Here is a 20644-nt window from a genome sequence, read left to right as displayed (position 1 = left end):
TTCCCTCTATTGATCCACGCTAAGATTGTTGTTGTTTACCAGATTCAAGTTGCGCGGCGCGACTTCAAATTTATGCGTGACTTGCCGGTAGCTCTTGTTGCCGCGCGGTATATCAGGCGTCTCCGCTTGTATCGTAATAATCACCGAGCGTATATCTCTGCGCGAGGTGAGTGTTCCGCCTGCCGTCGCATCCGTTCCATCGCCGGGAACATTGGTGACTTTTTCTTCCACGGTATCGCTGGCGTTTTTCAACACCACACGATATTCGATTTGAAAGTTGATGATGCCGCGCGCCACCGGATACCATTTCACCAAATCTTCAGTTCTTTCCAACTCTCCGGTTACCGTATTGAGCCGATAGCCAAGCGTGCTTCCGAGAACCGCGAGTTTCGCTTTTTCATAGTTCGGCTCGCCGGTTCCCACCACGGTTCCGAACACACTTGGCGGATTCAAGTAACTGGTCGGGTTATGTTGAATGTTGATGCGTTCGGTCGCGCCATTGCCTACAGTTTGACCATCTTTGGTCAGGTCAAGAATCATTGCCTGGGTTTCATCATAGACAATGTAGCGTCTTTTATACGGGTCGGTTTCATAATCCAGGTAGATGGGTTTAGAACTCCCGGTGCGATCAACGTAAGAAAATTGCTGATTACTGCCGCTGCCGGTGACAATGACATCGTTAGGCATAAATAAAAAGAATTCCGCGCTGCCGGCAGCCCGTTCATCGACATCCGCAACCGGCGAAAACGGATCGCCGTTGAGCATCAAAATGGAATCGGGTGCGCCATTGGCTCCATCCGTATAAAAAATGGATGCGAAATTGCCGTAAGTGACCGGCAACCCAACTCCCGAAGATTGAATATCGCGGGTCAACAGGTCGGTTGCCGTCCTGATGTTTTGATTCATATCCACGACACTCGATTCGGTAACAAAAATCTGCTGATTTCTGCCAGTCAAACTAAACACCAGTCCCATCAGCCCGATGGTTAGCAACATCGCCACCACTACTTCCAATAGCGAGAAGCCGCCTTCATCTTTGATCTTCGTGTTTATCACTTTGTCTGTCATACGCTTCCCCTTTACCATGATCGCACCGTTGCCAGGGTGGTCTCTTCAAATTTCTTGAGGTTTCGTCCGGGTTGCATCGAAACCACGCGAACCGAAATGATGACCGAGTTTTTCAATTGCGGATCGCTTTGGATTAACCAGTATCTTTTATAGTTGGGAGCTTGTCCTTGTGGAATGATAGTCGTCACCTGCCCTGAATCATCAACATAGACGGAATCATAGTAATTGATGCCATTGGCGGTTGCCGCGGTCGTCAGATTGCCGCCCGGCTTTAATCGATTATCGTTGTTTTCAACCGCGTTTAACTCTTCAATTTTTTCTTGCGCCAATAATGTTGTGGAGGTGTATTGTTTGACCAGACGGTTTTGCGAGATGGCAAGCGTAAACAGCCCTGCCAAAAATATCAATCCCATCAAAGTGATCAGCGAGGCAATCGTCACCTCAATCAAGGTAAATCCGCTTTCATTATTGCTGTTCGTTTCCATGTTCGTCACCTCAAGCAAATGCCAGTTAATATTTCGTCTAATTGGTTGTTGTTCCGCTCCGCGTGTTTACCCATTTAGCATTCTCAAGTCGGTATGAGCGAACGCCCCCTACGCTTGATATGGTAATCGCCTTGTAATTTTTCCCGTTGCCAAAGAACATCGAAACCACATCCGTGCCTGATGCCACCACCGGAAAACCGCGCGTATTGAAATTCTGAATGTAATAGCCGTCCGTCAGTGGAAAAGACACGACGCCGGAGCCGGTAACGCCATCCGGCGCAGCCGTCACTCCGGTTGGTCGCTGAAAATTAATTCCTTCCGGCAAGGGCACAAAGACGATGCTCTCGACGGTGACGCCATCATCTTTGTAAGTCACTACCCCCATACGTCGCCCGTTTATATCGACGGCTATACCTGCCTGGTTACTTTCCGATATAGCCTGCATCTTGGCTTTATTAATCGCATCCATAAATTGACTCGATGCGGCATTGAGCCGGTATTCCTTAATCGCGTAGTTTATTTGGGGAGTCGCGAAAGCCGCTACAAGACCAATAATCAAGATGACCACTGCTGTTTCGAGAACCGTAAATCCGGTTTGCCGATTTGAAGTCCAACTTTTCATAGGTACATTCCCTTTTTCCTCATGCCAGATTGCGGAAATTCAAAGACGATGAGCCAACCACCTGTCTATCTTTTAGCAATTAGTTTTTAGCAATCAGTATGCCATTTATGAGTTGGCACAAATTCTGTCAAAAACTGCGATGAGTTGACCTGAACAGGTCATCCTCGACAAAGCTATCCGGTCAAGTTGATTGACCCTCTGGGTACTTTCGTTACTAATACCTCTTAATCGGAACAACCTTACCTACTCGCCATCTCTAACTTGAGCAAAGGCGCTGCGCCGCTTTGAGAGCATAGTCCGATTGCTCGAATCGCCTTTTTTCAGGGTGAGCCGATGCTGTGCTTCTTAAACCTCTGCGATAAACAAGCGCGAGACTTCGATGAGGGTTCAAGCCCGTAAAATTTGCGCCTGCAAGATGATTCGATACTTCCAGTAAATCATTAGCGCAACTCTTAATACGTTTCCACACCAAGCCAAATCGAACATTTCGGGAACTTTGGGTTTAATCGGGCGTGAGACAAATTGTATAATGCAGGAGGGTAAACATCATTTACGAGGCAACGATGGGCTGGATGGCCACAGTCACACAAGAAGTTCAGGCGATAGAAATAAGCGGGACGCGATCAATCGAATCAGCCAGCGACCACGAGTTAATTGCGGCTGTGCGAGATGGTGATGAATTTGCGTTTCAGGAGATTGTCCGCCGCTATAAAAATCCGATAACCAATTTTATCTATCGCATGATAGATGATTACGAACGCGCAGTAGAATTATCGCAAGAGACCTTTATCAGAATTTATACCAGTGCTTCGCGGTACGAAGCCAATTACAGTTTTTCGACGTACATTTATCGGATTGCGACCAATCTGGCAATCAGCGAACTGAGGCGACGAACCCGACGCAGATTCGTTTCTTTCTTCACCCCCTTCAATGATGACAATGGCGACCCGATTGAACTCGACCCGCAAGATGAAAAGCCTTTACAAGATGAAAGCATGATTGATGATGAACGACGTAAAGCGGTCGCCCGCGCCATCAAATCATTACCGGAAAAATATCGCGCGGCAATTGTTTTGCGCGATGTCGAAGGGTTCAGTTATGACCGCATCGCCGAAACTTTGAATTTATCCGAAGGAACTGTAAAATCGCGCATCAATCGCGCCCGCAATCTTTTGAAAGAAAAACTGAGCGCCTATTTGTGAGCCGCTCAAAAAAGTGGATGAAGACCTCATCGCTTTTTGATTTGGATTGAAGTGAGAATGGTTATGATGAATTGCAAGCGTATTCAAAAACAGATTGACGAAGCAGATACCCCTGATTTGCTTCCCTTTGAGGTAACCACGCACCTCGAATCGTGTCCGACGTGTCATGGGTTTGCCGATGAGCGCCTGAGTCTCAGACAGTTGCTTAGTGCAATGCCGGGGATAACTGTGCCTGCGAATTTTCAGGCACAACTCAAAGCGCGACTCGAAGAGAGAAAAACTCAGCCGACATTTGCCTGGTTTACCCCGGCAAATTACTTACGCTTTGGCACGGCTGCGGCGGTGCTGACAATCGGGGTTTTTGTTGCTCAATATGCTGGGGCTTTTGCGGTCACTTCGCCGAATGCATTGACGGCGGTTGCAGCCAACACGGAAGGACTCAAGGTCAACCCTCTTGTGCTGTCTAGAGGTAACGACGACCAGTCATTCGTTCCTGATGTTGAAACGATGGGTTCTTCCCGAAACAATATTCCGGCGGGGCTGATTTCTTTAAACAAGCCGGGAGCCGTTAGACGCTATACACCGAATGTCAGAGAAGAAATCGCTGATGATTTCGATATGCCGACGATTATTGTCACGGGACCTGCGGGCAGAGTTTCCGAGCGTCCGATTCGTCCCTACAGCGTAGGCGCGCAAGACCGCATTTATATGCGTTCAGAAGCCGCGACACCGGTTCGTGTGGTCTCTTTTTAGTCAGGATATTTGTACCAAAAAGCAGTCTGGATTTATCAAGCAATGATCAAGAAGTTTTTCCTTATTAATATCATTCTGTCTACAGCCGCGATGGCTTTCGCTCAAGAAAAGTCCGCGCCCGCCACGACGCAGACCGAAAACGGGCAGGTGGTGATTCAATTTCAACAAAACACCACGCAACCGATCAAACCCTGGGTGGTTTATGTGGTTCATAAAATCGATGTCAATAAATTATTGCAACGCTACAGAGGCAACAATAACAAAGTAGCCGTGCCGGATTCGATGCCGCAGTATTCTTATAATATCACTACGGGCGCAGTGATTGATGAAACCGGTCATATCGTGACGCGGCTCGTCAACCTTGACCCACTCGATAAAGAGCAAAACATTACGATCATTACCGGCGAAGGCACAAGTCTTCCCGCGACCTTTATCGGGCTGGATAGCCCTTCGGGTTTTGCCGTTTTGCAAGCGCCATCGTTAAAAATCGCGCCCTCTACTGCACCTGCGGAAATCAAACAAGGGAAACTCGTCAAAATTCTCAGCACCGATGTAACTCAACCTCTGCCAACCAGTAATCCACAAGCGCCGATTGCCCTTTCGCCATTAATCAAATCGTTGAATGGCGAAATCGATACCACCAGCCCGTACACCAAAGTTCGCGGCATCATGACGGTGCGTTCAGCCAAGCTGTTTTCGCGTAACGATAGCGCGGTGGTGACCAGCGTTGACGATCAACTCGTCGGTCTGGCGCAGTATGCGGGCGTCGGACGCGCTTACCTTTTTCCTATCGAATTGATTCGCTCGACCATCGCCAAGCGCGTGATTGATAAAAAAGACAGCGTCCCTTCGGGATGGCTGGGCGTCAAAGGCGTCAGTCCTTTTCAACTTTCTTCACAGGAAAAAGCGGCACTTGGCGCTGAAGTCAAAGCCGGCGTGGTGGTAAAAGAAGTGACCGCGGGCAGCCCTGCGGCAAGCGGCGGCATTTTGCCCGATGATGTCATCGTCGGGTTTAATGATTTCAATGTCATCAGTACCGGCGATCTAAGCCAGTTGCTCGCTTCTTCGCCATCAGGCAGCAGAGTCAAATTGCGAATGTTTCGTCAACAGAAACCGCTGGAGCTAAATGTTGAACTCGGCGCACGACCCCTGAGCGAACAAAGTTTTGAGTTAATGCTTTGGGAACCAACCGTGCAGGCAAAATCCGAAGCCGCGCAAATTGATGAACTGTTGAGACGCCGCGAAGAATTGGGGGCACAATTGAGGAGCTATTCTGCATCTCCCAATTCACAGGAAAAAACCGAAGCACTGAGAGAACTGCAATTGGAATTCAATCAGTTGTTTGATCGCCTGCGCGCCCTTGGCTATACCGGCAATCAAATTTCAAATGTTCCTGATCCGAGTAATGTAAAGAATATGCAGGCGGCACAAACCTGTAGCTTCAATGCGGGATTTACGGCACGTGTACTGACGCCGCAGTTGGCTGCCAGTTGGGGGATTCCCTCACCGATGGCGCGCACCCTTTACGTGATTGAAGTGGTGAAAGGCAGCTCGGCTGACACTGCAGGACTGAAAACCCCTGATATATTGCTTGGCACTTCTAAAAAGGTCGTGACCTGCGCTGAACTGAAATCACAATTCGCCAGCCCTCAAGGCAATAAAACTTTGAAAGTTTTCCGCAAGCAACAATCCCTCTCGATCACCATCAAAGGTCAATAAGCTGTCATTGATTTTCAAAAGGCAGTCAGGCAAACTCCTGACTGCCTTTTGAAATCATTGCTCAATATTGCCCTGATGAAAATTCTTTTAACCACGAAGCCATCCATCCTGCTCATCATTTTAGTGCTGGCAATCGCGCCTTATTTCATCAAACTCGGCGCGTCATCTTTGTGGGATGCCAACGAAGCCTTTTATGCCGAGACCCCGCGAGAGATGATTGCCGCGGGTGATTACCTCAATCCCAGTTTCAATTTCAAACCGCGATTTAATAAACCACCGCTCTGTTACTGGGTGGTCGCGGCATTTTATAAACTGTTCGGGGTTTCGGAAGCAACCGAGCGGTTACCTCTGGCTTTGGGCGCGCTGGCAATGATTTTGACCGCATTTTTTCTGGGGCGCGCGGCGCATTCCAGCCAAGCGGGACTCTTTGCAGCAATCGCCCTTGCCACCCTGCCGCGCTTTGTGATGTTTTCGCGGCGCATCATCATCGATGTCTATATTGCTATGTTTATGGGGCTGACCTTGCTGTTTTTTGCGCTCGCGGAAAAATATCCCGAACGTCGAAAACTTTTTCTGATGTTGATGTATGTTTCAGCAGGGCTTGGCGTCCTGACGAAAGGTCCCGTCGCACTTTTGCTTCCCGCCATTGCGTTTACGATTTATTTAACCATCACCGGACAACTCAAAAAAATCCGCGCAATATATTTGCCGTCAGGAGTGTTGATTGTCGCAGCGATTGTCTTGCCGTGGTACGCGGCAATCTATTTTGAACACGGCTTGGTTTATATCAAAACATTTCTGCTCAAAGATAATCTCTCGCGTTACACAGAGCCTATCTGGGGTCCGCGACGCGGTTATTTTTTTTACCTGCCGGTCATGCTCGGCGATCTGTTCCCGTGGTCATTCTTTTTATTCTTTCCCGTGCTTGCAAAAATATTTTTTTTATTAAAAAGATTTGGCGAACGGTATTGGAAAAAAGCGGCAACCGCAATTCATCTCACCAATCAGCCCGCGCTTTTTGAGCGATTGAAAATTTATGCCAATCAACATCCGCAAACCGCTTTACTGATCATCTGGATTGCGGTCATCGTCGGCTTTTATTCGCTGTCGAGCAACAAAGAAGACCTCTATATCTCGCCAATCTATACGGCGGCGGCAAGCCTTGTCGGCATTGTCATCGCTAATTTTTTATCTACAGAAAAGGTCAATGCCATTGTTTATCAACGCCTCATCATGGCGCTTGGCATTTTCGTTGCGCTGCTCGGCATGCTGTTGTTTTATGTCATTGGCAATGCAGCACCGGAATACCAACTGGCAGGTGAATTCGCCATTGCTTTAATCGCGCTGCTCGGCGGCTTAACGATTAGCTTGATGGCTATCCGTAAAAACCCGTTTGCCTCGGTTGCTAGCTTGGCGATGACTTTCGTGGTGTTGAATTGGATTTTTGTTTTATGGACGCTTCCCGATTTTGAACGTTACAAGCCGGTGCGCGCGTTGTGCGAGGTGATTAAGACCGAAGCCAGCCCGGATGCTCAGGTCGGTTATTACGCCGTCGCCTCGCCAAGCATGGTGTTTTATTTACAGAAACCGATTTTTGAATACTATCAACCGGATGAGTTAATCCAGGCGTTGGCAAATCACCCGGAAGTCTATTGCATCATCAGCCAAGACCACTACGAAGCCTTAAAAGGGCGCTTTACTACTCCCACACGAACTCTTGCGACACGTCCGGTTTTTCAAGTAAAGTTAAGGACTCTGTTTAACCAAAGAGACTTGCCCCAAGTGGTATTGATTACGAATAAATCGGAGTAACTCTTTTAATGAAAAAAACCGTTATTACGGTGTTAAAGTTTGTCGTCAGTTTCGGCATCCTCTTTTTTATCGCTCGTAAAGTTGGCGCGAAAACGCTCTGGGAAACCTTACAAAATGCCCATCCACTTTACTTCATTTTTGCGGTCTTATCCTATTTCGTCGTACAAGGTTTAAGCGCCTACCGCTGGTTTATATTACTCAAACCACTTGGACTCAAAATCGGCTTTCCGAAAATTCTATCCCTCTATTTTCTCGGCATGTATTTCAATCTCTTCTTGCCGACGGCGATTGGCGGCGATGCCGTGCGTATTTACTATTTGCATAAAGAAGCGCGCCGACTGAGCCATTCCACAGCCTCGGTTTTTCTGGATAGAGATTTGGGAATGGGCGCTTTGTTAATCATGGCAACCGTCATTGCAGCCTACGCCGGAACCAGCATCAACGGCATTGCGCTGGCGCCGATTTTCCTGCTCATTATGATTGCCTTTGCGTTTGCCAATCTGGCGATCTTTTATCGCCCGACCTATAACTTGCTGCATCGGTTGCTCAGCCTGACAAAAATGAAAAGCGTGGATGAAAAGGTTGAAAGCCTGTTCAATTCCGTTAATGCTTACCGCGGGCAGGGAAAAGTTTTAACCTTCGCTTTACTGCTTTCGTTAATCATTCAAATCGGCGGTGTCTATGCCAATATTCTGGTCGCGCAATCGATTGATTTGCATACCACCAATGGCTGGTTTGATTTCATGGTGTTTATTCCGGCAATCAGCTTAATCAGCATGAATCCGCTATCGGTAGCCGGTACGGGGTGGCGCGAATATTCTTATAAAATATTTTTTGAATCCGTAGGCGCAACCGAACCGCAAGCCGCCACTCTTGGATTACTCTGGCTGGGCGTGATGGTGGCGACGAGTTTACCCGGCGGCATCATTTATGTCCTAAAGGGCAGTGCCGCGCCGGAGATTGATAAAGATGGCAGTAATGACCTGGCTGTAAACGAAGAAGTCCTTGAAATTTCAAAAACATAAAATGCAACCCGAAAAAAGTTTGGACGTTTTTAATCAACGAATTTATTGAATGAGGTTTTAAATGCATCCTAAGTATTTTATTAGATTATTTTGCTTAGTTATTTTCACAACGCTTATGGCTTGCAATATCTGGGCACAGGAAAATGGGCCATCACAAACTCCCCCACTGCAACCGAAATCTCCGCCCGCGCCCAGGCAACCATTGCCCGCCAAAAAACCCGAAAAACCTTTAACCGAAGAGCAACTGCAAAAGATGCACGCCAAAAAAGGTAAACCGCCTACGGGAGCCAGTTTCTATATGGCACCCATCACCGAGCGACCGGGAAACTTTACGATTCTGATTTCAGACGAATATGGGCAATACACCACAGACCAGGTTGCGCTTCGCGAAATGCCCGTGTTGGAAGCGATTTTTCAAGCGGCTTTAAAGTTTGCGGCAAGCGATGAATCCGTCGGTCAAACCAAACCCCTGATTACCCGTTTTTCGGACGACCAGGTACCGCGCTATCTGGTTGATGTATCCAAAAAAGGCAATCAATCGCAATTGATTCTCACCTTGCAAAGCCTTCAGGGAAAATTGGTGATGGATGCGGGAACCATTAAAAGAAATGCAACTGAAAACCAAACCCTGTTTGCGGAAATTCTGCAAATCCTGCAAAGGGTAAACGCAGGCGATACCACTCCCCAAACCACCAACAAGTATGTAAATGGCGTGCAGGTTGAAAACGGTAATCAACCGATTAAGAATTGAAATCACCAGAGAGCGCCGCAACCGAGTGGCGCTTTCTTTCTCATCCCTCAAATCCTCGACCCTTGCTTCATTACTCAACCATCACAATGCGGGAATCCAAAAACTGAAATTCGATTCACCATATAGGCGGGAAACTTTATGCAACCCAAGTTCGGGTAACGCTTTTTCTGCATGTCCCAGGTAAGTGAAATGTGGCAAATCATTGACCACTGTACGAAACCAACCCTGGGCGTTTAACCTCCGCTCGACTTCACTGTCCTGATATTCCATCACATCGAAAGCCAGCATGGATAGATGTTGTGAAGCGCCGGGTGCCGCGACTGAATAAAGAATCGATTTATCAAAGAAGGTGCCGAAATAAATTTGCTCACGGTCTTCCAATTCTAAAATCACACTGACTTGTTCTGCTGGCGAAAGCGATTGAATCGCTGCGACGTGATTCGCATCAAGCTTTTCCAATTTCAGCCAGTGCTCAAGTCCGCGACCCACATTTCTTAACCACAGACCAACGGTGTCGGCATAAGACCTGCGCCCGGCGTCTGCAGCGCGCGCCGAAATGGTTAATCCCGTTTGCGCAGCTTCGTAGGCGGCAGCCAGCAGCGCGTCGCAAGCTTCACGCTGCAACTCGATTTCGTATTCACCGAATGTTGCTTTACGGGTATCGAGCGTTATCTGAAAATTATCGACGGCATCGGCATCGGTAAAAATAATGGTCGGCGGTGGGGTAGCCCGAGTTATGAATATCGCGCCGTATTCGGCAAACAAACGTTTTTCGACGGGTGAATGAAGCATTGCGGCAATATCAGATAATTTGGTCATTAGTCCGTGGTCGGTAGTCAGTAGTCGGTAGTCGGTAATTGATTTTTCATCATTTATGATTTGTTTTGTGATAATAACAACACATCTCAAAATCAGAAGGCTACGGACTACTGACTACTGACTTTCTATTTCACTTCTTTAATATTATTGGGTTTGGCAAAAAGTTTATCGGGAACCTGCGCATCGAAACTGACCGAATCATAAAACACCCGCGCCGCTTGTACGCCGTTGCGATAAACATCCTGGGTGGTAGAAAATTGCACGCCATTGTAATTAATCCAGCGGGCGAAACGCACCTGATTATCAATGATGCGGGTGTTGCCGTCTTCATCCTTTTGTTGCGTTCGATATTCGCTCATCAACGGGAACTTCGTGCGCGTATCGAAATACAAAGTCACCGAAAGCCCGTCACTATAATTGATGCGCACGGCTTCGGAAAATTGATTGCGCCAGATTTCGCGCCTGCCGACATAAACCAGTTCGGCGCCGGTTTCCTGCCAGGCGTATTTTAAGATGGCATCCAAATCGTGGCGCAGATTGACTCTGAACGCTTTAACCTGTTCTTCGGTCTGCGCCCGAATCATCTTTTGCGCCCCGTCATAAATCCAGCCCTCATCGCCGAAATTGGTTTGAATATATTTGCTGTCGCCTTTGCCGAATTCCGTGCGCTCGCGGTCTGGGTAAACGATGTAATCAACAAATTCCGTCGGTATACCCGACACTCCTTTTTCAAATGCCGTATATTGCCCGCGACCGATGAGGGTGCGAATTTTTAAATAGGCTGCGCCGCCGCGCACCTTGATGGCATCGCGTATCAAGGCTTCGGCTTTGGCTTTATCATTTTCTCCCTGTGCCTGAATTAATATGGGGAGAGAAAAAATGGATGTGAATAAAACAATGAAAAACGTTGCAATTTTCACGAATTCTCCTTTGGGCAAAAACTCGTTATGGTTCGACAAATTATAGCATTCGCCTGGCGAACAAAAAAAAGGCGCGAGCTAAATTCGCGCCTTTGGTTTTCTTAAATTTCCGATGGCAAGTGTCTCGCTTATTCAACCAGAGCAAAGGCATCGTTGACGATGATTTTAAGTTCTTCATCTACGAAATCGACGTAAAAATCGTTGGCGTCTTTCCAGCGCGTGGTGATCGGCAGTTTGACCAATTCATCAATCGTGCGTTTGAGGAAGCGCGCCCCATATGCCGGGCTGAAGCCTTTTTCAACGAGGTAATCAAGCGCGGTTCCACTCAGTTCAACTTTCTTCCCTTGCCTGAGCATCTGGCGTTTGATTTTGCTCAAATAAAGTTCAGCGATTTGTTTCACTTCATCTTTGGTTAGCGGCGCAAAGACGACGATTTCATCTATGCGGTTGCGGAATTCCGGCGAGAAGCGGTCTTCGGCGGCTTTAATCACTTCGCGGCTGATCTGTTCAACATCAGCAAGCGATTTTCTGCCAAAGCCGAGTGGCTTCATATACTTTTTGAAATTCTCCGACCCAAGATTTGAGGTCATGATGATAATCGCATCCGAAAGATAAACTTTTTTGCCGCGCCCGTCGGTCAGCCAGCCTTCATCGAAAGCCTGTAGGAAAAGATTGAGCAGGTAAGGCGAAGCCTTTTCAATTTCATCCAGTAGCAGAACGGTGTACGGGTTATCGCGCAAGCGTTCAGTCAAGATGCCGCCGCGTTCGCTGCCCACAATACCGCGCGGCATACCAATCAATTTTTCAATGGCGATGGTGCCGTCCTGATATTCGGACATATCGATGCGCACCATTTTGTTGTCTTCGCCAAACATAAATTCAGCGACGGCTTTCGCAAGTTCGGTTTTACCGACGCCGGTCGGTCCTAAAAACAACAGCACGCCATCGGGCTTGTAAAAGTTTTCTTTAAGCGGACCCTTGTTCAATCGTAAGCGTTGGGTGACCGCTCTGATGGAATTGCGTTGACCGATGACCCGTGATGACAAGGCTTCTTCCATGCCTGTGAAGCGGTCGTTGGTATCGCGAAAAATCATATCCCGGGGAATGCGCGATTCCTGACTGATGACGTCAATGATGTGTTCGGAACGCACTTCCGGTTGATAGGGTTGATTGATTTCAACCTTCACCGCAGCGGTATCCAACCAGCCAATCACTTTATCCGGCAAGTGGAGATTGCGAATATAACGCGGTGCCATTTCCAGAGCGGTTTCAATGGCTTCATCGGAAATCGTCACCGAGTAATTGCGCTCGATGCGCGGACGAATGCCCGCAAGAATTTTTCGCGTATCTTCAACCGACGGTTCATCAACTTTGACCAGACGGAACCGTCGCGCCAGAGCTTCATCTTCGGAAATATATTCTTTGTATTCGGTCATCGTAGTTGCGCCGATGATGCGAATTTCGCCGCGCGCCAGGGCGCTTTTGAACATGTTGGCGGCGTCGGAACTGGCTCCCAGAGCCGAACCTGCGCCAATGATGGTATGGGCTTCGTCAATGAAAAGAATCAGGTTGTCGCGTTCTTTGACTTCGTTGATGATGCCTTGAATGCGTTCTTCAAACATCCCGCGCAACATGGTGCCTGCAACAATACCGGACATCTGCAACTGCACGACATGTGCGTTTCTAAGACGCGCCGGAACGGTTTCCGGTTCGAGTTCAATCTTGCGCGCTAGCCCCTCAACCACAGCGGTTTTGCCGACTCCGGCTTCACCGACGAGCATCGGTGAATTAGCGCGTTCACGGTGACAGAGGATTTCAATCATCTGACGAATCTCTTCATTGCGTCCGATGACCGGCGGCAATTTGTCTTGCCGGGCGAGTTTATTGAGACTGACGCCGAAATGTTTGAGATAGGGCGGCAATTCATAACGGCGACGATATTTTTCCTCTTTCTCTTCATGAGAACGCACGCGGGTTTGTATTTTTTGCATGACCATCTCCCGGTCAGCCCCTAAACGCTTCAATAGTTCAACAGGATAACCGTGGGTATCTTTGAAAATAGCGACAAAGAGGTCTGTGGATTCGATGAGGCGGCGACCGCGTTCATGCGAATGTTTAAGGGCGTTTGATAATAGTGTCCTGAAGGATTCAGACATCTTTATCCCACGTCCAATGTAATCGCGTTGGCTGAGTTTGGTATCGAGAGCCTGCAAGACAACCTGCGGGTCGAGATTGAGGCTTTGCATGACTTCATTGAAAAACGGTCTTTCAATCTCGGCTATCGAAATCAGCAAGTGTTCAGGAGCGATTTGATTATGGTCGCGCGATTTGGCTTCATCGTAGGCTTTACGAATCAAGCGGCGACCGCTGTCAGCAATTTTATCGGTGAAAATTTCTAAATCAAGCATGTATTAACTTCTTTCTGCGTGGGGAAGCAACGCTCACTCAGCCTGCATCGCAATTGCAATGCCATTTACTTTACGCTTTCCAGTATAACAAAAGCAAAAATGCCACTCAAGAATAAGCACTTTTGCAAATCTGACCTTACCATCTCACTTTTATAGAATAGGTTGTAAAAATCGAATCGTCGCTGAGAATAACAATGTCTTCAGCTATCGCTTGCGCGATAAGCATCCGGTCAAATGGGTCTTTGTGGTGGAAGGGCAATTTTTCGTGAGCCAAAACATGGGAAAGTTCAATCGGCAGGAGTTGTAAATTGTTAAGTTGTTGCTGATCTTTGATTATTTTTTCCAGCGGCAAAGCCAGGTTCAATTTGCCGAGTTGAATTTTGATTTGCATCTCCCAAACGCTCGCCATACTGAGCAAAAGCGTATTGGAAATATCCATACACAGGGCTAAGGCATCAGCAGACAAGCGTCCTTTGCTACTATCCCACCAGATAAAGGTGTGCGTATCTAAAAGAATCTTCATTAGCCTTCTGTCCAGATTTCATCAGGCAAGGGATCAGCAAAATCATCGCTTGTCCAGGCAGTGCCTTCGTGAAGCCCGGCAATGCGTTGGGTTTCGGCTGAGTTAAGCGGCACTAAACGGGCAACCGGTTTATCATTGGACGTCAAAATAATTTCCGTGCCTTTGTTAAGCAGCGACAAGATGCCTGCCAAATCATTCTGGACATCTGCTACATCAACATTTTTCGTCATCGCCTTATCCTCTTATAAAACTCAAAACGAAAGAAGTGGTTATTGATTACTGAGGTGTTCACACATCAAAATGGTAATTTATCAATTTTCATTTATCTCTAACTACCTTCTATACTGCTGTTCCTCTACAGAATTAAACATGGGTTAGCGAGTTTGCTCTCTCAAATCATTCAGGAACTCACTAAAAGTACCAAATGGCTTATTCCTGCTGAGGTATGATCCAGTTGCAGGTTTATAATCTCCGTCCCCTCCCAACGGCCAGGTATTCCTACAGTAACTAAGAACGTCAGTTGCAGACAGAAGAAAACCGGTATGCGCAGTTTCATATAAGAGGATGACAAACCATTTCCGTTTCTGTTTCTCAAGTCGCTTAATTACATTTGCTGTTACACCCCACCTGTAAGGCTCTTCTGACCGTCCTTTGATGTACAACAAGGCATCCATTTGACCGGTCACATCAAATACATTGCGAGATTCGGTTCTAGACCGTACTGTGATACCAGATATAGTATTAAGGGTTGCAACAAAATCCTGAACGATCTGCACACCACCACGTCGCCCTTTATCTTTGTTTCTACTATCTACTTTACTTGTTTTAGACATTTTAAAACCTTGCTCTTTTCTAAAATTTCTCACAAGGCGAAAGCCAATATCATAGGGACCTATAGAAGGGGGAATACACCCACGACTTGTTGGCCGCAAGCTTGACACTCCGTAGCCCCAAGCGCCTCCACGTATAACGCGGGATGATCCTTCTCCCTTTCCTATAGGATCTATGGTTGGACTCTGTCTATAATAATCATCTGAGTACCAATCATGACACCATTCCCACACATTTCCTTGCATATCATACAACCCCCAGTCGTTCGGTTTTTTCTGCCCAACAGGATGGGTCTTTTCATATGAGTTATCCTCATACCAAGCTACTTCAGATAATTTCTCTGTAAGATGCTCCGAACGTCCTGCCCGGCACGCATATTCCCACTCTGCTTCTGTTGGTAAGCGATAAACGTAGCCATCATTTTTCGCGTTCAACTTCTCAATAAACACCTGTACATCTTCCCAAGATACACTTTCAACCGGCAGATTCGCTTCGCCTTTGAAATAACTTGGATTATTACCCATAACCGCTTGCCACAACTCTTGCGTCACTTGATACTTACCCATCTCAAACGGCTTGGTGATTTTCACAGGATGTACTGGTCGCTCATTATCTTTACTAGCGTCAGCACCCATCATAAATTCACCCGCCGGTATCAAAACAAATCCATCACGCAGTCTACGCTTTTCCCATTCATCAACGCTTCCTGTTGTCTCTCCGTTTTTTTTCATTATACCTGCATGAATATTTTGTAACTCAGTCCGCAAGAACTTCGCCGTTAGGTATCGCGCATTTGGCTCTTTCTTCAATGCTGTTTCAATAAAATCTCTCAGCGATGCAGGTAGCCAACTTGGAAGGGGATGTGGGTCATGATTACAAATTGAGTACATCACTTCATAGTGACCTCTGCCGGAAAAAGGTCGTTTGCCGCACAACATTTCATAAAACATCACAGATGCCGACCATAAATCGGTCTGTTCGTTGCGCTCTCCCTTCCAAGCTTCGGGCGACATATAAGCGGGTGAGCCTTTAATCATATTGCTCTCGGTCTCAGAAAGCAGAAATTTGGAAATGCCAAAATCAGTGATGCGTGGGGTGTTGCCGCTTAACAAAACATTTGCCGGTTTGATGTCCCGATGAATGATTTTTCGTTTGTGCAGGTATGCCAAGCCATCAAGTATGCCCATCATCATTTCAATCGCTGTTTCAAACGAAGGGGCTTTGCCGTCATGTCTTCTAAGCCAATCTTCAAGTGAGCCATCAGGCGCAAATTCGCTAATGATAAAAACCCGTTCATCGTGCATATCAATGCCTTCGACCGGCAATACATTGCGATGCCCTCTGGCGAGTAACCACAGCACGACCTCTTTTTCAATCTCGTGAAGTTTGACTTTGGCTTTGGGAAATTTCAGCGCGAACTGCTGATTATCTTTTTCAGCTAACCACACTTCACCGAACTGTCCTTCACCAAGTCGTCTGATTAACCGGTAATCGCTGATTTCATCTCCTACGTTCAACATAGCGACTCATCCCATTCAGTCAGGTTATAGAAAAGGTGCACCAAGCATAAAAGATGCGAGCAACGCCTCGCAAGCAAGCTACAGGTTTGACGCCATTCGTTTGACTGGCTTATAGTCCAAAACCGCAAATCCATATTTAACGCATTCATCAATGAATAAATTCACCTCTTATGTCGTCCATCATCCGAAATTGATTATCGCGTTGACGCTTGTCCTCACTGCCATCTTCGCGGTGGCGCTCGGCGTGCGCGGCATCAAATTCAACGGCTCGCCGGAAACCCTGGCGCGCAATGATGAGGCGTTGAATTTCTTTAAAGAGACCCTGGCGACTTTCGGCAGCGAAGATGTCCTCATCGTCGCGCTTGAATCCAACGATATTTTTACCAGTGAAACCAAAGCGCGGCTCGATTATTTGACCAACCTCTTTGCAGCGCAGCCCAATGTCACCTCAGCCGCCAGTTTATCGAACGCTTCGACAATTCAAAGCGACAGCGATGGCATCATCATTGATAAAATTCTTCCCGCGAATGCCACCACCGAACAACTCCAGCAACTCAAAGTAATGGTCACCTCTGACCCGCTGTATGCCAAAAACTATATTTCCAAAGACGGGCGCACCGCCGCTATCAATGTCTTTCTGAAACGCTTGCCTGCTAAAGAGCGTCACGCGGTTTCTGAAACCATCGAACGTTTAGTCAAGAACGAGTCGCGTGGCGATTTATGGATTGCCGGTTTGCCGCTGATGGACGCCAAAGGCGTATCGAGCATGGTGCGCGACATCTCGCTATTTTCGCCGATTGCCGCCGTGCTCTGTTTTATGGTGTTTTTCGGCGCATTTCGCAGTTTCTGGGGAGCCCTGTTGCCGATGCTGACGCTTGGCATCGGACTCACCTGGACGGTTGGGCTGATGGCGCTTGCCGGCAAGCCATTCAATCTTGCAACCATCGCCTTGCCGACGGTGTTGATGGCGGTCGGCAGTTCTTACATTTTTCATATATTGAATCAATATCGCCTCTCGATGTCCGAGATTCACAGCAACGCCGATAAAGCCGCGCAAAACGCCTCGTGGTACACCGGTTGTCAATTCATCACTCCCGCAGTTTTAGTTTCCGGCACCACGACGGTTGCAGGCTTTGCGGCGCTCACTGCAAGCCCGGTGCCGGCGGTTAAAGATATGGGACTCTTTCAAGCCGCAGGCGTCGCTTTTATGTTGCTGCTGACGCTTACCTTCATTCCGGCAATGCTCTCTCTGCTTTCACAACAGGCATTGGGTCGCGCCGACGTTCATCAAAAAGATTACGCGACCTGGATGAACGGGATGCTTAAACACATCACCGCGCTCATCCTCTTTCGCAAACAGGCAATCGTAGTGATTGCGCTCGCTGCCACGCTACTGATTGGCGCGGGCATTTATCGCATGCGCGTCAATACCGATTTTCTCAAAGTCTTCCCGCGTGAAAGCGACATCTCGCAAACTGCGGTTAAATTGCACACCGAACTTGCCGGCGCATCGGTCTTGCAAATTGTCGTCAGCGGTGAACCAAACGCCGTAAAGACGCCTGAATTTGCCGAAAAACTTGAAGCCATCGAAGCCTTCGCTTTGCAACAGGAAGGCATCGACGCGGCGGTTTCGGTTGCTGACATCATTAAAAAATTCAATGCCAACTTGCCGGGCACCGCGCAGGAAAAACGCTTTGCCATTCCCGGAGAACCCAAACGGTTAGCCTCGATTTTCGACAACTATCTTTCCCAGGATGAAGCCATCAACAAACTGGTCACCCGTGATTTTTCCAAAGCCGCTGTGGTGTTGCGAACCAATCTCTTCGGCTCCAAAGAACTGCATACCTTTACCGAAGCGATGAATGGGTGGCTCGCGACCAACTTGCCGCCGACGCTGCAAGCGCGGGTGACCGGCGCATTCATTTTGCTCAATGATGCTTCGGATGCCATCGCTGCGTCGCAGGCATCCAGCCTGAGCATTGCATTGGTGACCATTTATTTCATGATGGTTCTGTTGTTTCGTTCTTTTGCGACGGGACTTTTGGCGCTCATTCCCAACCTGTTGCCGATTGCCGGTTTTTTCGGCTTTCTTGGCTGGACAGGAATTACCCTCGACATCACCACCAGTTTAATTGCCAGTTCCGTGCTTGGACTTGCCGTTGATAATGCCGTACATATGATTCGCCGCTTCCGTCAAAGCCTTGCCGAAAGAAAATCTGTCACCTCGAATTCATCGGGAAATGAAGAAAAAATCATTCGTGAAAATTCTGCCGAAGGCTGGGCGATGTGGCTTACCATGCTGAGAACCGGCAAACCCATGACGCTTGCCAATCTCATGCTTATCGTCGCTTTTTTGATTTTTTTATTATCGGAATTTTACCCGGTGCGCATCGTCGGCTTGCTCTGGGCGCTTACGGTATTTGCATGTCTGGTGGCAGATTTGATATTTCTACCGGCGCTCATAGAAACTAAACTTTTTCGCAGCGCGGCGCTTGGCAACCCCAGGGCAGCCAATGAGCAACTACATAAGCGGGCAGCATCTCAATCAGAGGTTGAAAAAGTTCAATGAACAATCACTCGTTTCTTAACAGACCACTCGCCAATACCAAGCCATTCAACCGGCGTGTGGCTTTATTTTTTTTATGCTGTGTATCGGCAATTCTGCTTTCCGCCTGCGGTGAACATGCCGCCAGCAAAACCGACATCAGCGCCGCCTCATCCGCGCCCATGATTCCCAACGCCGCAGCCGAAGGCGAGCGCATCATCCAACAAAACCGCGCCCTCGATAACAGCCGCGACCGCTGGGTGAAGATGGCGGTTAAAATTGAAGAAGCGGATGGGCAAACTCAAAACGTGCAACTGGAAATTTCCCGTAAACGCGAAAGCGATAACCAGCGCATGATGCTCATCAATTTCACCGCGCCCGCCGAAGAACGCGACCGCAGCGCCTTGATTATCGTCTCCCCACAAGGCGAAATCGAAGGCATACGATATATGCAAAGCAGCAACAGTTTCGTTACCGCCAAAGGCGCAACTAATGAAGATTCGCTCTTTGGTCTGACGGCGCAGGAGATGATTGACGGGCAAACCGAAAAATACAGCTTCCGCCTGCTGGGCGAAGAAACGCTTGATGCAACACCCGTTTACAAACTTGAAGGGACTCTGAAACCCGGCGCTGAATCTAAATTTGCGCGACTGGTCACCTGGGTGGATAAGAGCAACTATACGACGCTTGCCGCCGAATTTTACAATAACAAAAACGAACTCCAGCGCCGCGTCAGCATCACCAAAAATGAACAGGTCAACGGTCATTGGACACAGATGCACTATGCCATTGATAATCTGGCGCGAAAAAAGAAACTCGACCTCGAAATCAAAGAGGTGAGATATGACCAGAATTTGAGTCCGCAGATTTTTACACGGGAGAATTTGAAAAAGCTGACCATGAAATGAGTTTTATCTCGGTTTGAAAAACCCACACCTGAAATGGTTCAATAGATGCGCGAGTTTTACGGCTCGCGTATTTTTATTTTATACAACAGAGGAATTCGATTAATGAAACGAGCGATATTTATTTTTATGATTGCGGCTTTGATAACGGCTGCTGCCTGCGCGAAAAAACCCGGAGAAGAAACCGCGCCGACTTATAAATCAGCCGAACCCGAAGTGCGCCAAGACGGCTCGACCATGATGGTCGCCGAAAGCGAAACCGGAATTAAAAGCGAAGTGAAAACTTTTCCCGCAAGCAGTGATGTCGCACAGGTCACCCGCGCTTCGTGGCCTGATGGTCGTCGCAGCGTCACCATCGTGATGCGCAGCGGACTGACCGTCGATTTGCGCGACCAGGAAGATATTGACCGCGCCCTCGAAATGTCTGCTGAAGAGTTGAGCGCCGCAGTGAAAAAACTGGGCGACGGCGTTGGCACGATGACTGCGCCGGTGGTTGCCGCTTCACCATCAGCCACCAGTCAAGAGCCGGAACCCAAACCCGAAGCTAAGAAAGCCGAAAACCCTGAACCCTTGAAGGTTCACAATGAAAACCCGGCGAAACCTAAAGATAAAAAGGCTAAAAAATAATCGGATGAAGCGGTGAAGAAGAATGAAGGGGTGAAGGGGTGAAGGGGTGAAAAGGTGATAGGCTATACTTTCATCGTGCTTGAAAAATTCGAGCAAAATATAAATTGCC

General features: G+C 47.9%; 18 protein-coding genes. 9 read left to right on the top strand and 9 right to left on the bottom strand.

All coding sequences use genetic code 11. From position 1 onward, the window contains the following. Positions 1–6: 6 nt before the first annotated feature. Genes AB1757_00150 through AB1757_00140 form a run of 3 tightly spaced genes read right to left on the bottom strand, consistent with a single transcriptional unit; the run spans position 7 to position 2175 of the window. On the bottom strand, positions 7–1068 hold the full coding sequence (locus tag AB1757_00150; protein MEW6125444.1) for a hypothetical protein: 1062 nt from the start codon (positions 1066–1068) through the stop codon (positions 7–9). Positions 1069–1079: 11 nt separating this feature from the next. Next, a complete protein-coding gene (locus AB1757_00145) occupies positions 1080–1553 on the bottom strand; it encodes a prepilin-type N-terminal cleavage/methylation domain-containing protein (GenBank protein ID MEW6125443.1) in 474 nt (157 codons plus the stop codon). Positions 1554–1590: 37 nt separating this feature from the next. Continuing rightward, complete coding sequence (locus AB1757_00140) at positions 1591–2175, bottom strand: hypothetical protein (protein MEW6125442.1); 585 nt, start codon at positions 2173–2175, stop codon at positions 1591–1593. A gap of 563 nt (positions 2176–2738) precedes the next feature. On the opposite strand from AB1757_00140, the gene AB1757_00135 reads away from it, so the two are divergent. The 6 genes from AB1757_00135 to AB1757_00110 all read left to right on the top strand — a co-directional run bounded on the left by AB1757_00135 (position 2739) and on the right by AB1757_00110 (position 9437). Beyond that, the gene (locus AB1757_00135) at positions 2739–3377 is read left to right on the top strand and encodes a sigma-70 family RNA polymerase sigma factor (GenBank protein ID MEW6125441.1); all 639 of its coding nucleotides are present in this window, start codon (positions 2739–2741) and stop codon (positions 3375–3377) included. 63 nt (positions 3378–3440) lie between these two features. Next, on the top strand, positions 3441–4130 hold the full coding sequence (locus AB1757_00130) for a hypothetical protein (GenBank protein ID MEW6125440.1): 690 nt from the start codon (positions 3441–3443) through the stop codon (positions 4128–4130). Between the two features lie 42 nt (positions 4131–4172). Continuing rightward, complete coding sequence (locus AB1757_00125) at positions 4173–5849, top strand: PDZ domain-containing protein (GenBank protein MEW6125439.1); 1677 nt, start codon at positions 4173–4175, stop codon at positions 5847–5849. Positions 5850–5924: 75 nt separating this feature from the next. After that, positions 5925–7661, top strand: a complete 1737-nt coding sequence (locus AB1757_00120; GenBank protein MEW6125438.1) for a glycosyltransferase family 39 protein — start codon at positions 5925–5927, stop codon at positions 7659–7661. 8 nt (positions 7662–7669) lie between these two features. Further along, entirely contained in the window at positions 7670–8686 is a 1017-nt protein-coding gene (locus AB1757_00115) for a lysylphosphatidylglycerol synthase transmembrane domain-containing protein (GenBank protein MEW6125437.1), read from the top strand. Between the two features lie 115 nt (positions 8687–8801). Next, positions 8802–9437, top strand: coding sequence for a hypothetical protein (locus AB1757_00110; protein ID MEW6125436.1), 636 nt, complete (start codon positions 8802–8804; stop codon positions 9435–9437). A gap of 81 nt (positions 9438–9518) precedes the next feature. Here AB1757_00110 and AB1757_00105 read toward each other — a convergent pair whose 3' ends face one another. The 6 genes from AB1757_00105 to AB1757_00080 form a co-directional block, all read right to left on the bottom strand. Then, positions 9519–10256: a hypothetical protein gene (locus tag AB1757_00105; protein ID MEW6125435.1), complete on the bottom strand. Its 738-nt coding sequence runs from the start codon at positions 10254–10256 to the stop codon at positions 9519–9521. Between the two features lie 125 nt (positions 10257–10381). Further along, complete coding sequence (locus tag AB1757_00100) at positions 10382–11176, bottom strand: hypothetical protein (GenBank protein ID MEW6125434.1); 795 nt, start codon at positions 11174–11176, stop codon at positions 10382–10384. A gap of 128 nt (positions 11177–11304) precedes the next feature. Next, positions 11305–13584, bottom strand: a complete 2280-nt coding sequence (locus tag AB1757_00095; protein ID MEW6125433.1) for an ATP-dependent Clp protease ATP-binding subunit — start codon at positions 13582–13584, stop codon at positions 11305–11307. 136 nt (positions 13585–13720) lie between these two features. Beyond that, entirely contained in the window at positions 13721–14107 is a 387-nt protein-coding gene (locus AB1757_00090; GenBank protein MEW6125432.1) for a type II toxin-antitoxin system VapC family toxin, read from the bottom strand. Then, a complete protein-coding gene (locus AB1757_00085; protein MEW6125431.1) occupies positions 14107–14337 on the bottom strand; it encodes a toxin-antitoxin (TA) system antitoxin in 231 nt (76 codons plus the stop codon). The genes AB1757_00090 and AB1757_00085 overlap by 1 nt, the downstream gene beginning before the upstream one ends. 144 nt (positions 14338–14481) lie before the next feature. Beyond that, complete coding sequence (locus AB1757_00080; protein MEW6125430.1) at positions 14482–16458, bottom strand: bifunctional serine/threonine-protein kinase/formylglycine-generating enzyme family protein; 1977 nt, start codon at positions 16456–16458, stop codon at positions 14482–14484. A 151-nt stretch (positions 16459–16609) separates the two neighbouring features. Here AB1757_00080 and AB1757_00075 point away from each other — a divergent pair, with 151 nt between their 5' ends. The 3 genes from AB1757_00075 to AB1757_00065 all read left to right on the top strand — a co-directional run bounded on the left by AB1757_00075 (position 16610) and on the right by AB1757_00065 (position 20535). Continuing rightward, positions 16610–19027, top strand: coding sequence for an MMPL family transporter (locus tag AB1757_00075; protein ID MEW6125429.1), 2418 nt, complete (start codon positions 16610–16612; stop codon positions 19025–19027). Next, entirely contained in the window at positions 19024–19911 is an 888-nt protein-coding gene (locus tag AB1757_00070; GenBank protein ID MEW6125428.1) for an outer membrane lipoprotein-sorting protein, read from the top strand. The genes AB1757_00075 and AB1757_00070 overlap by 4 nt, the downstream gene beginning before the upstream one ends. A 102-nt stretch (positions 19912–20013) precedes the next feature. Further along, positions 20014–20535, top strand: coding sequence for a hypothetical protein (locus AB1757_00065; protein ID MEW6125427.1), 522 nt, complete (start codon positions 20014–20016; stop codon positions 20533–20535). Positions 20536–20644 lie beyond the last annotated feature (109 nt).

It is taken from the genome of Acidobacteriota bacterium (assembly GCA_040754075.1).
Lineage (GTDB): Bacteria > Acidobacteriota > Blastocatellia > UBA7656 > UBA7656 > JBFMDH01.
Note: the sequence above shows the minus strand (reverse complement) of the source record. Positions and strands in the feature narration are given on the sequence as shown.

What these genes read in the sequence shown, in the direction of transcription:
- AB1757_00150 (MEW6125444.1), bottom strand. Translation starts at nt 1,068, where the DNA reads ATGACAGACAAAGTGATAAACACGAAGATCAAAGATGAAGGCGGCTTC.
- AB1757_00065 (MEW6125427.1), top strand. Translation starts at nt 20,014, where the DNA reads ATGAAACGAGCGATATTTATTTTTATGATTGCGGCTTTGATAACGGCT.
- AB1757_00095 (MEW6125433.1), bottom strand. Translation starts at nt 13,584, where the DNA reads ATGCTTGATTTAGAAATTTTCACCGATAAAATTGCTGACAGCGGTCGC.
- AB1757_00130 (MEW6125440.1), top strand. Translation starts at nt 3,441, where the DNA reads ATGATGAATTGCAAGCGTATTCAAAAACAGATTGACGAAGCAGATACC.
- AB1757_00085 (MEW6125431.1), bottom strand. Translation starts at nt 14,337, where the DNA reads ATGACGAAAAATGTTGATGTAGCAGATGTCCAGAATGATTTGGCAGGC.
- AB1757_00125 (MEW6125439.1), top strand. Translation starts at nt 4,173, where the DNA reads ATGATCAAGAAGTTTTTCCTTATTAATATCATTCTGTCTACAGCCGCG.
- AB1757_00080 (MEW6125430.1), bottom strand. Translation starts at nt 16,458, where the DNA reads ATGTTGAACGTAGGAGATGAAATCAGCGATTACCGGTTAATCAGACGA.
- AB1757_00145 (MEW6125443.1), bottom strand. Translation starts at nt 1,553, where the DNA reads ATGGAAACGAACAGCAATAATGAAAGCGGATTTACCTTGATTGAGGTG.
- AB1757_00090 (MEW6125432.1), bottom strand. Translation starts at nt 14,107, where the DNA reads ATGAAGATTCTTTTAGATACGCACACCTTTATCTGGTGGGATAGTAGC.
- AB1757_00120 (MEW6125438.1), top strand. Translation starts at nt 5,925, where the DNA reads ATGAAAATTCTTTTAACCACGAAGCCATCCATCCTGCTCATCATTTTA.
- AB1757_00135 (MEW6125441.1), top strand. Translation starts at nt 2,739, where the DNA reads ATGGGCTGGATGGCCACAGTCACACAAGAAGTTCAGGCGATAGAAATA.
- AB1757_00075 (MEW6125429.1), top strand. Translation starts at nt 16,610, where the DNA reads ATGAATAAATTCACCTCTTATGTCGTCCATCATCCGAAATTGATTATC.
- AB1757_00110 (MEW6125436.1), top strand. Translation starts at nt 8,802, where the DNA reads ATGGCTTGCAATATCTGGGCACAGGAAAATGGGCCATCACAAACTCCC.
- AB1757_00115 (MEW6125437.1), top strand. Translation starts at nt 7,670, where the DNA reads ATGAAAAAAACCGTTATTACGGTGTTAAAGTTTGTCGTCAGTTTCGGC.
- AB1757_00105 (MEW6125435.1), bottom strand. Translation starts at nt 10,256, where the DNA reads ATGACCAAATTATCTGATATTGCCGCAATGCTTCATTCACCCGTCGAA.
- AB1757_00140 (MEW6125442.1), bottom strand. Translation starts at nt 2,175, where the DNA reads ATGAAAAGTTGGACTTCAAATCGGCAAACCGGATTTACGGTTCTCGAA.
- AB1757_00070 (MEW6125428.1), top strand. Translation starts at nt 19,024, where the DNA reads ATGAACAATCACTCGTTTCTTAACAGACCACTCGCCAATACCAAGCCA.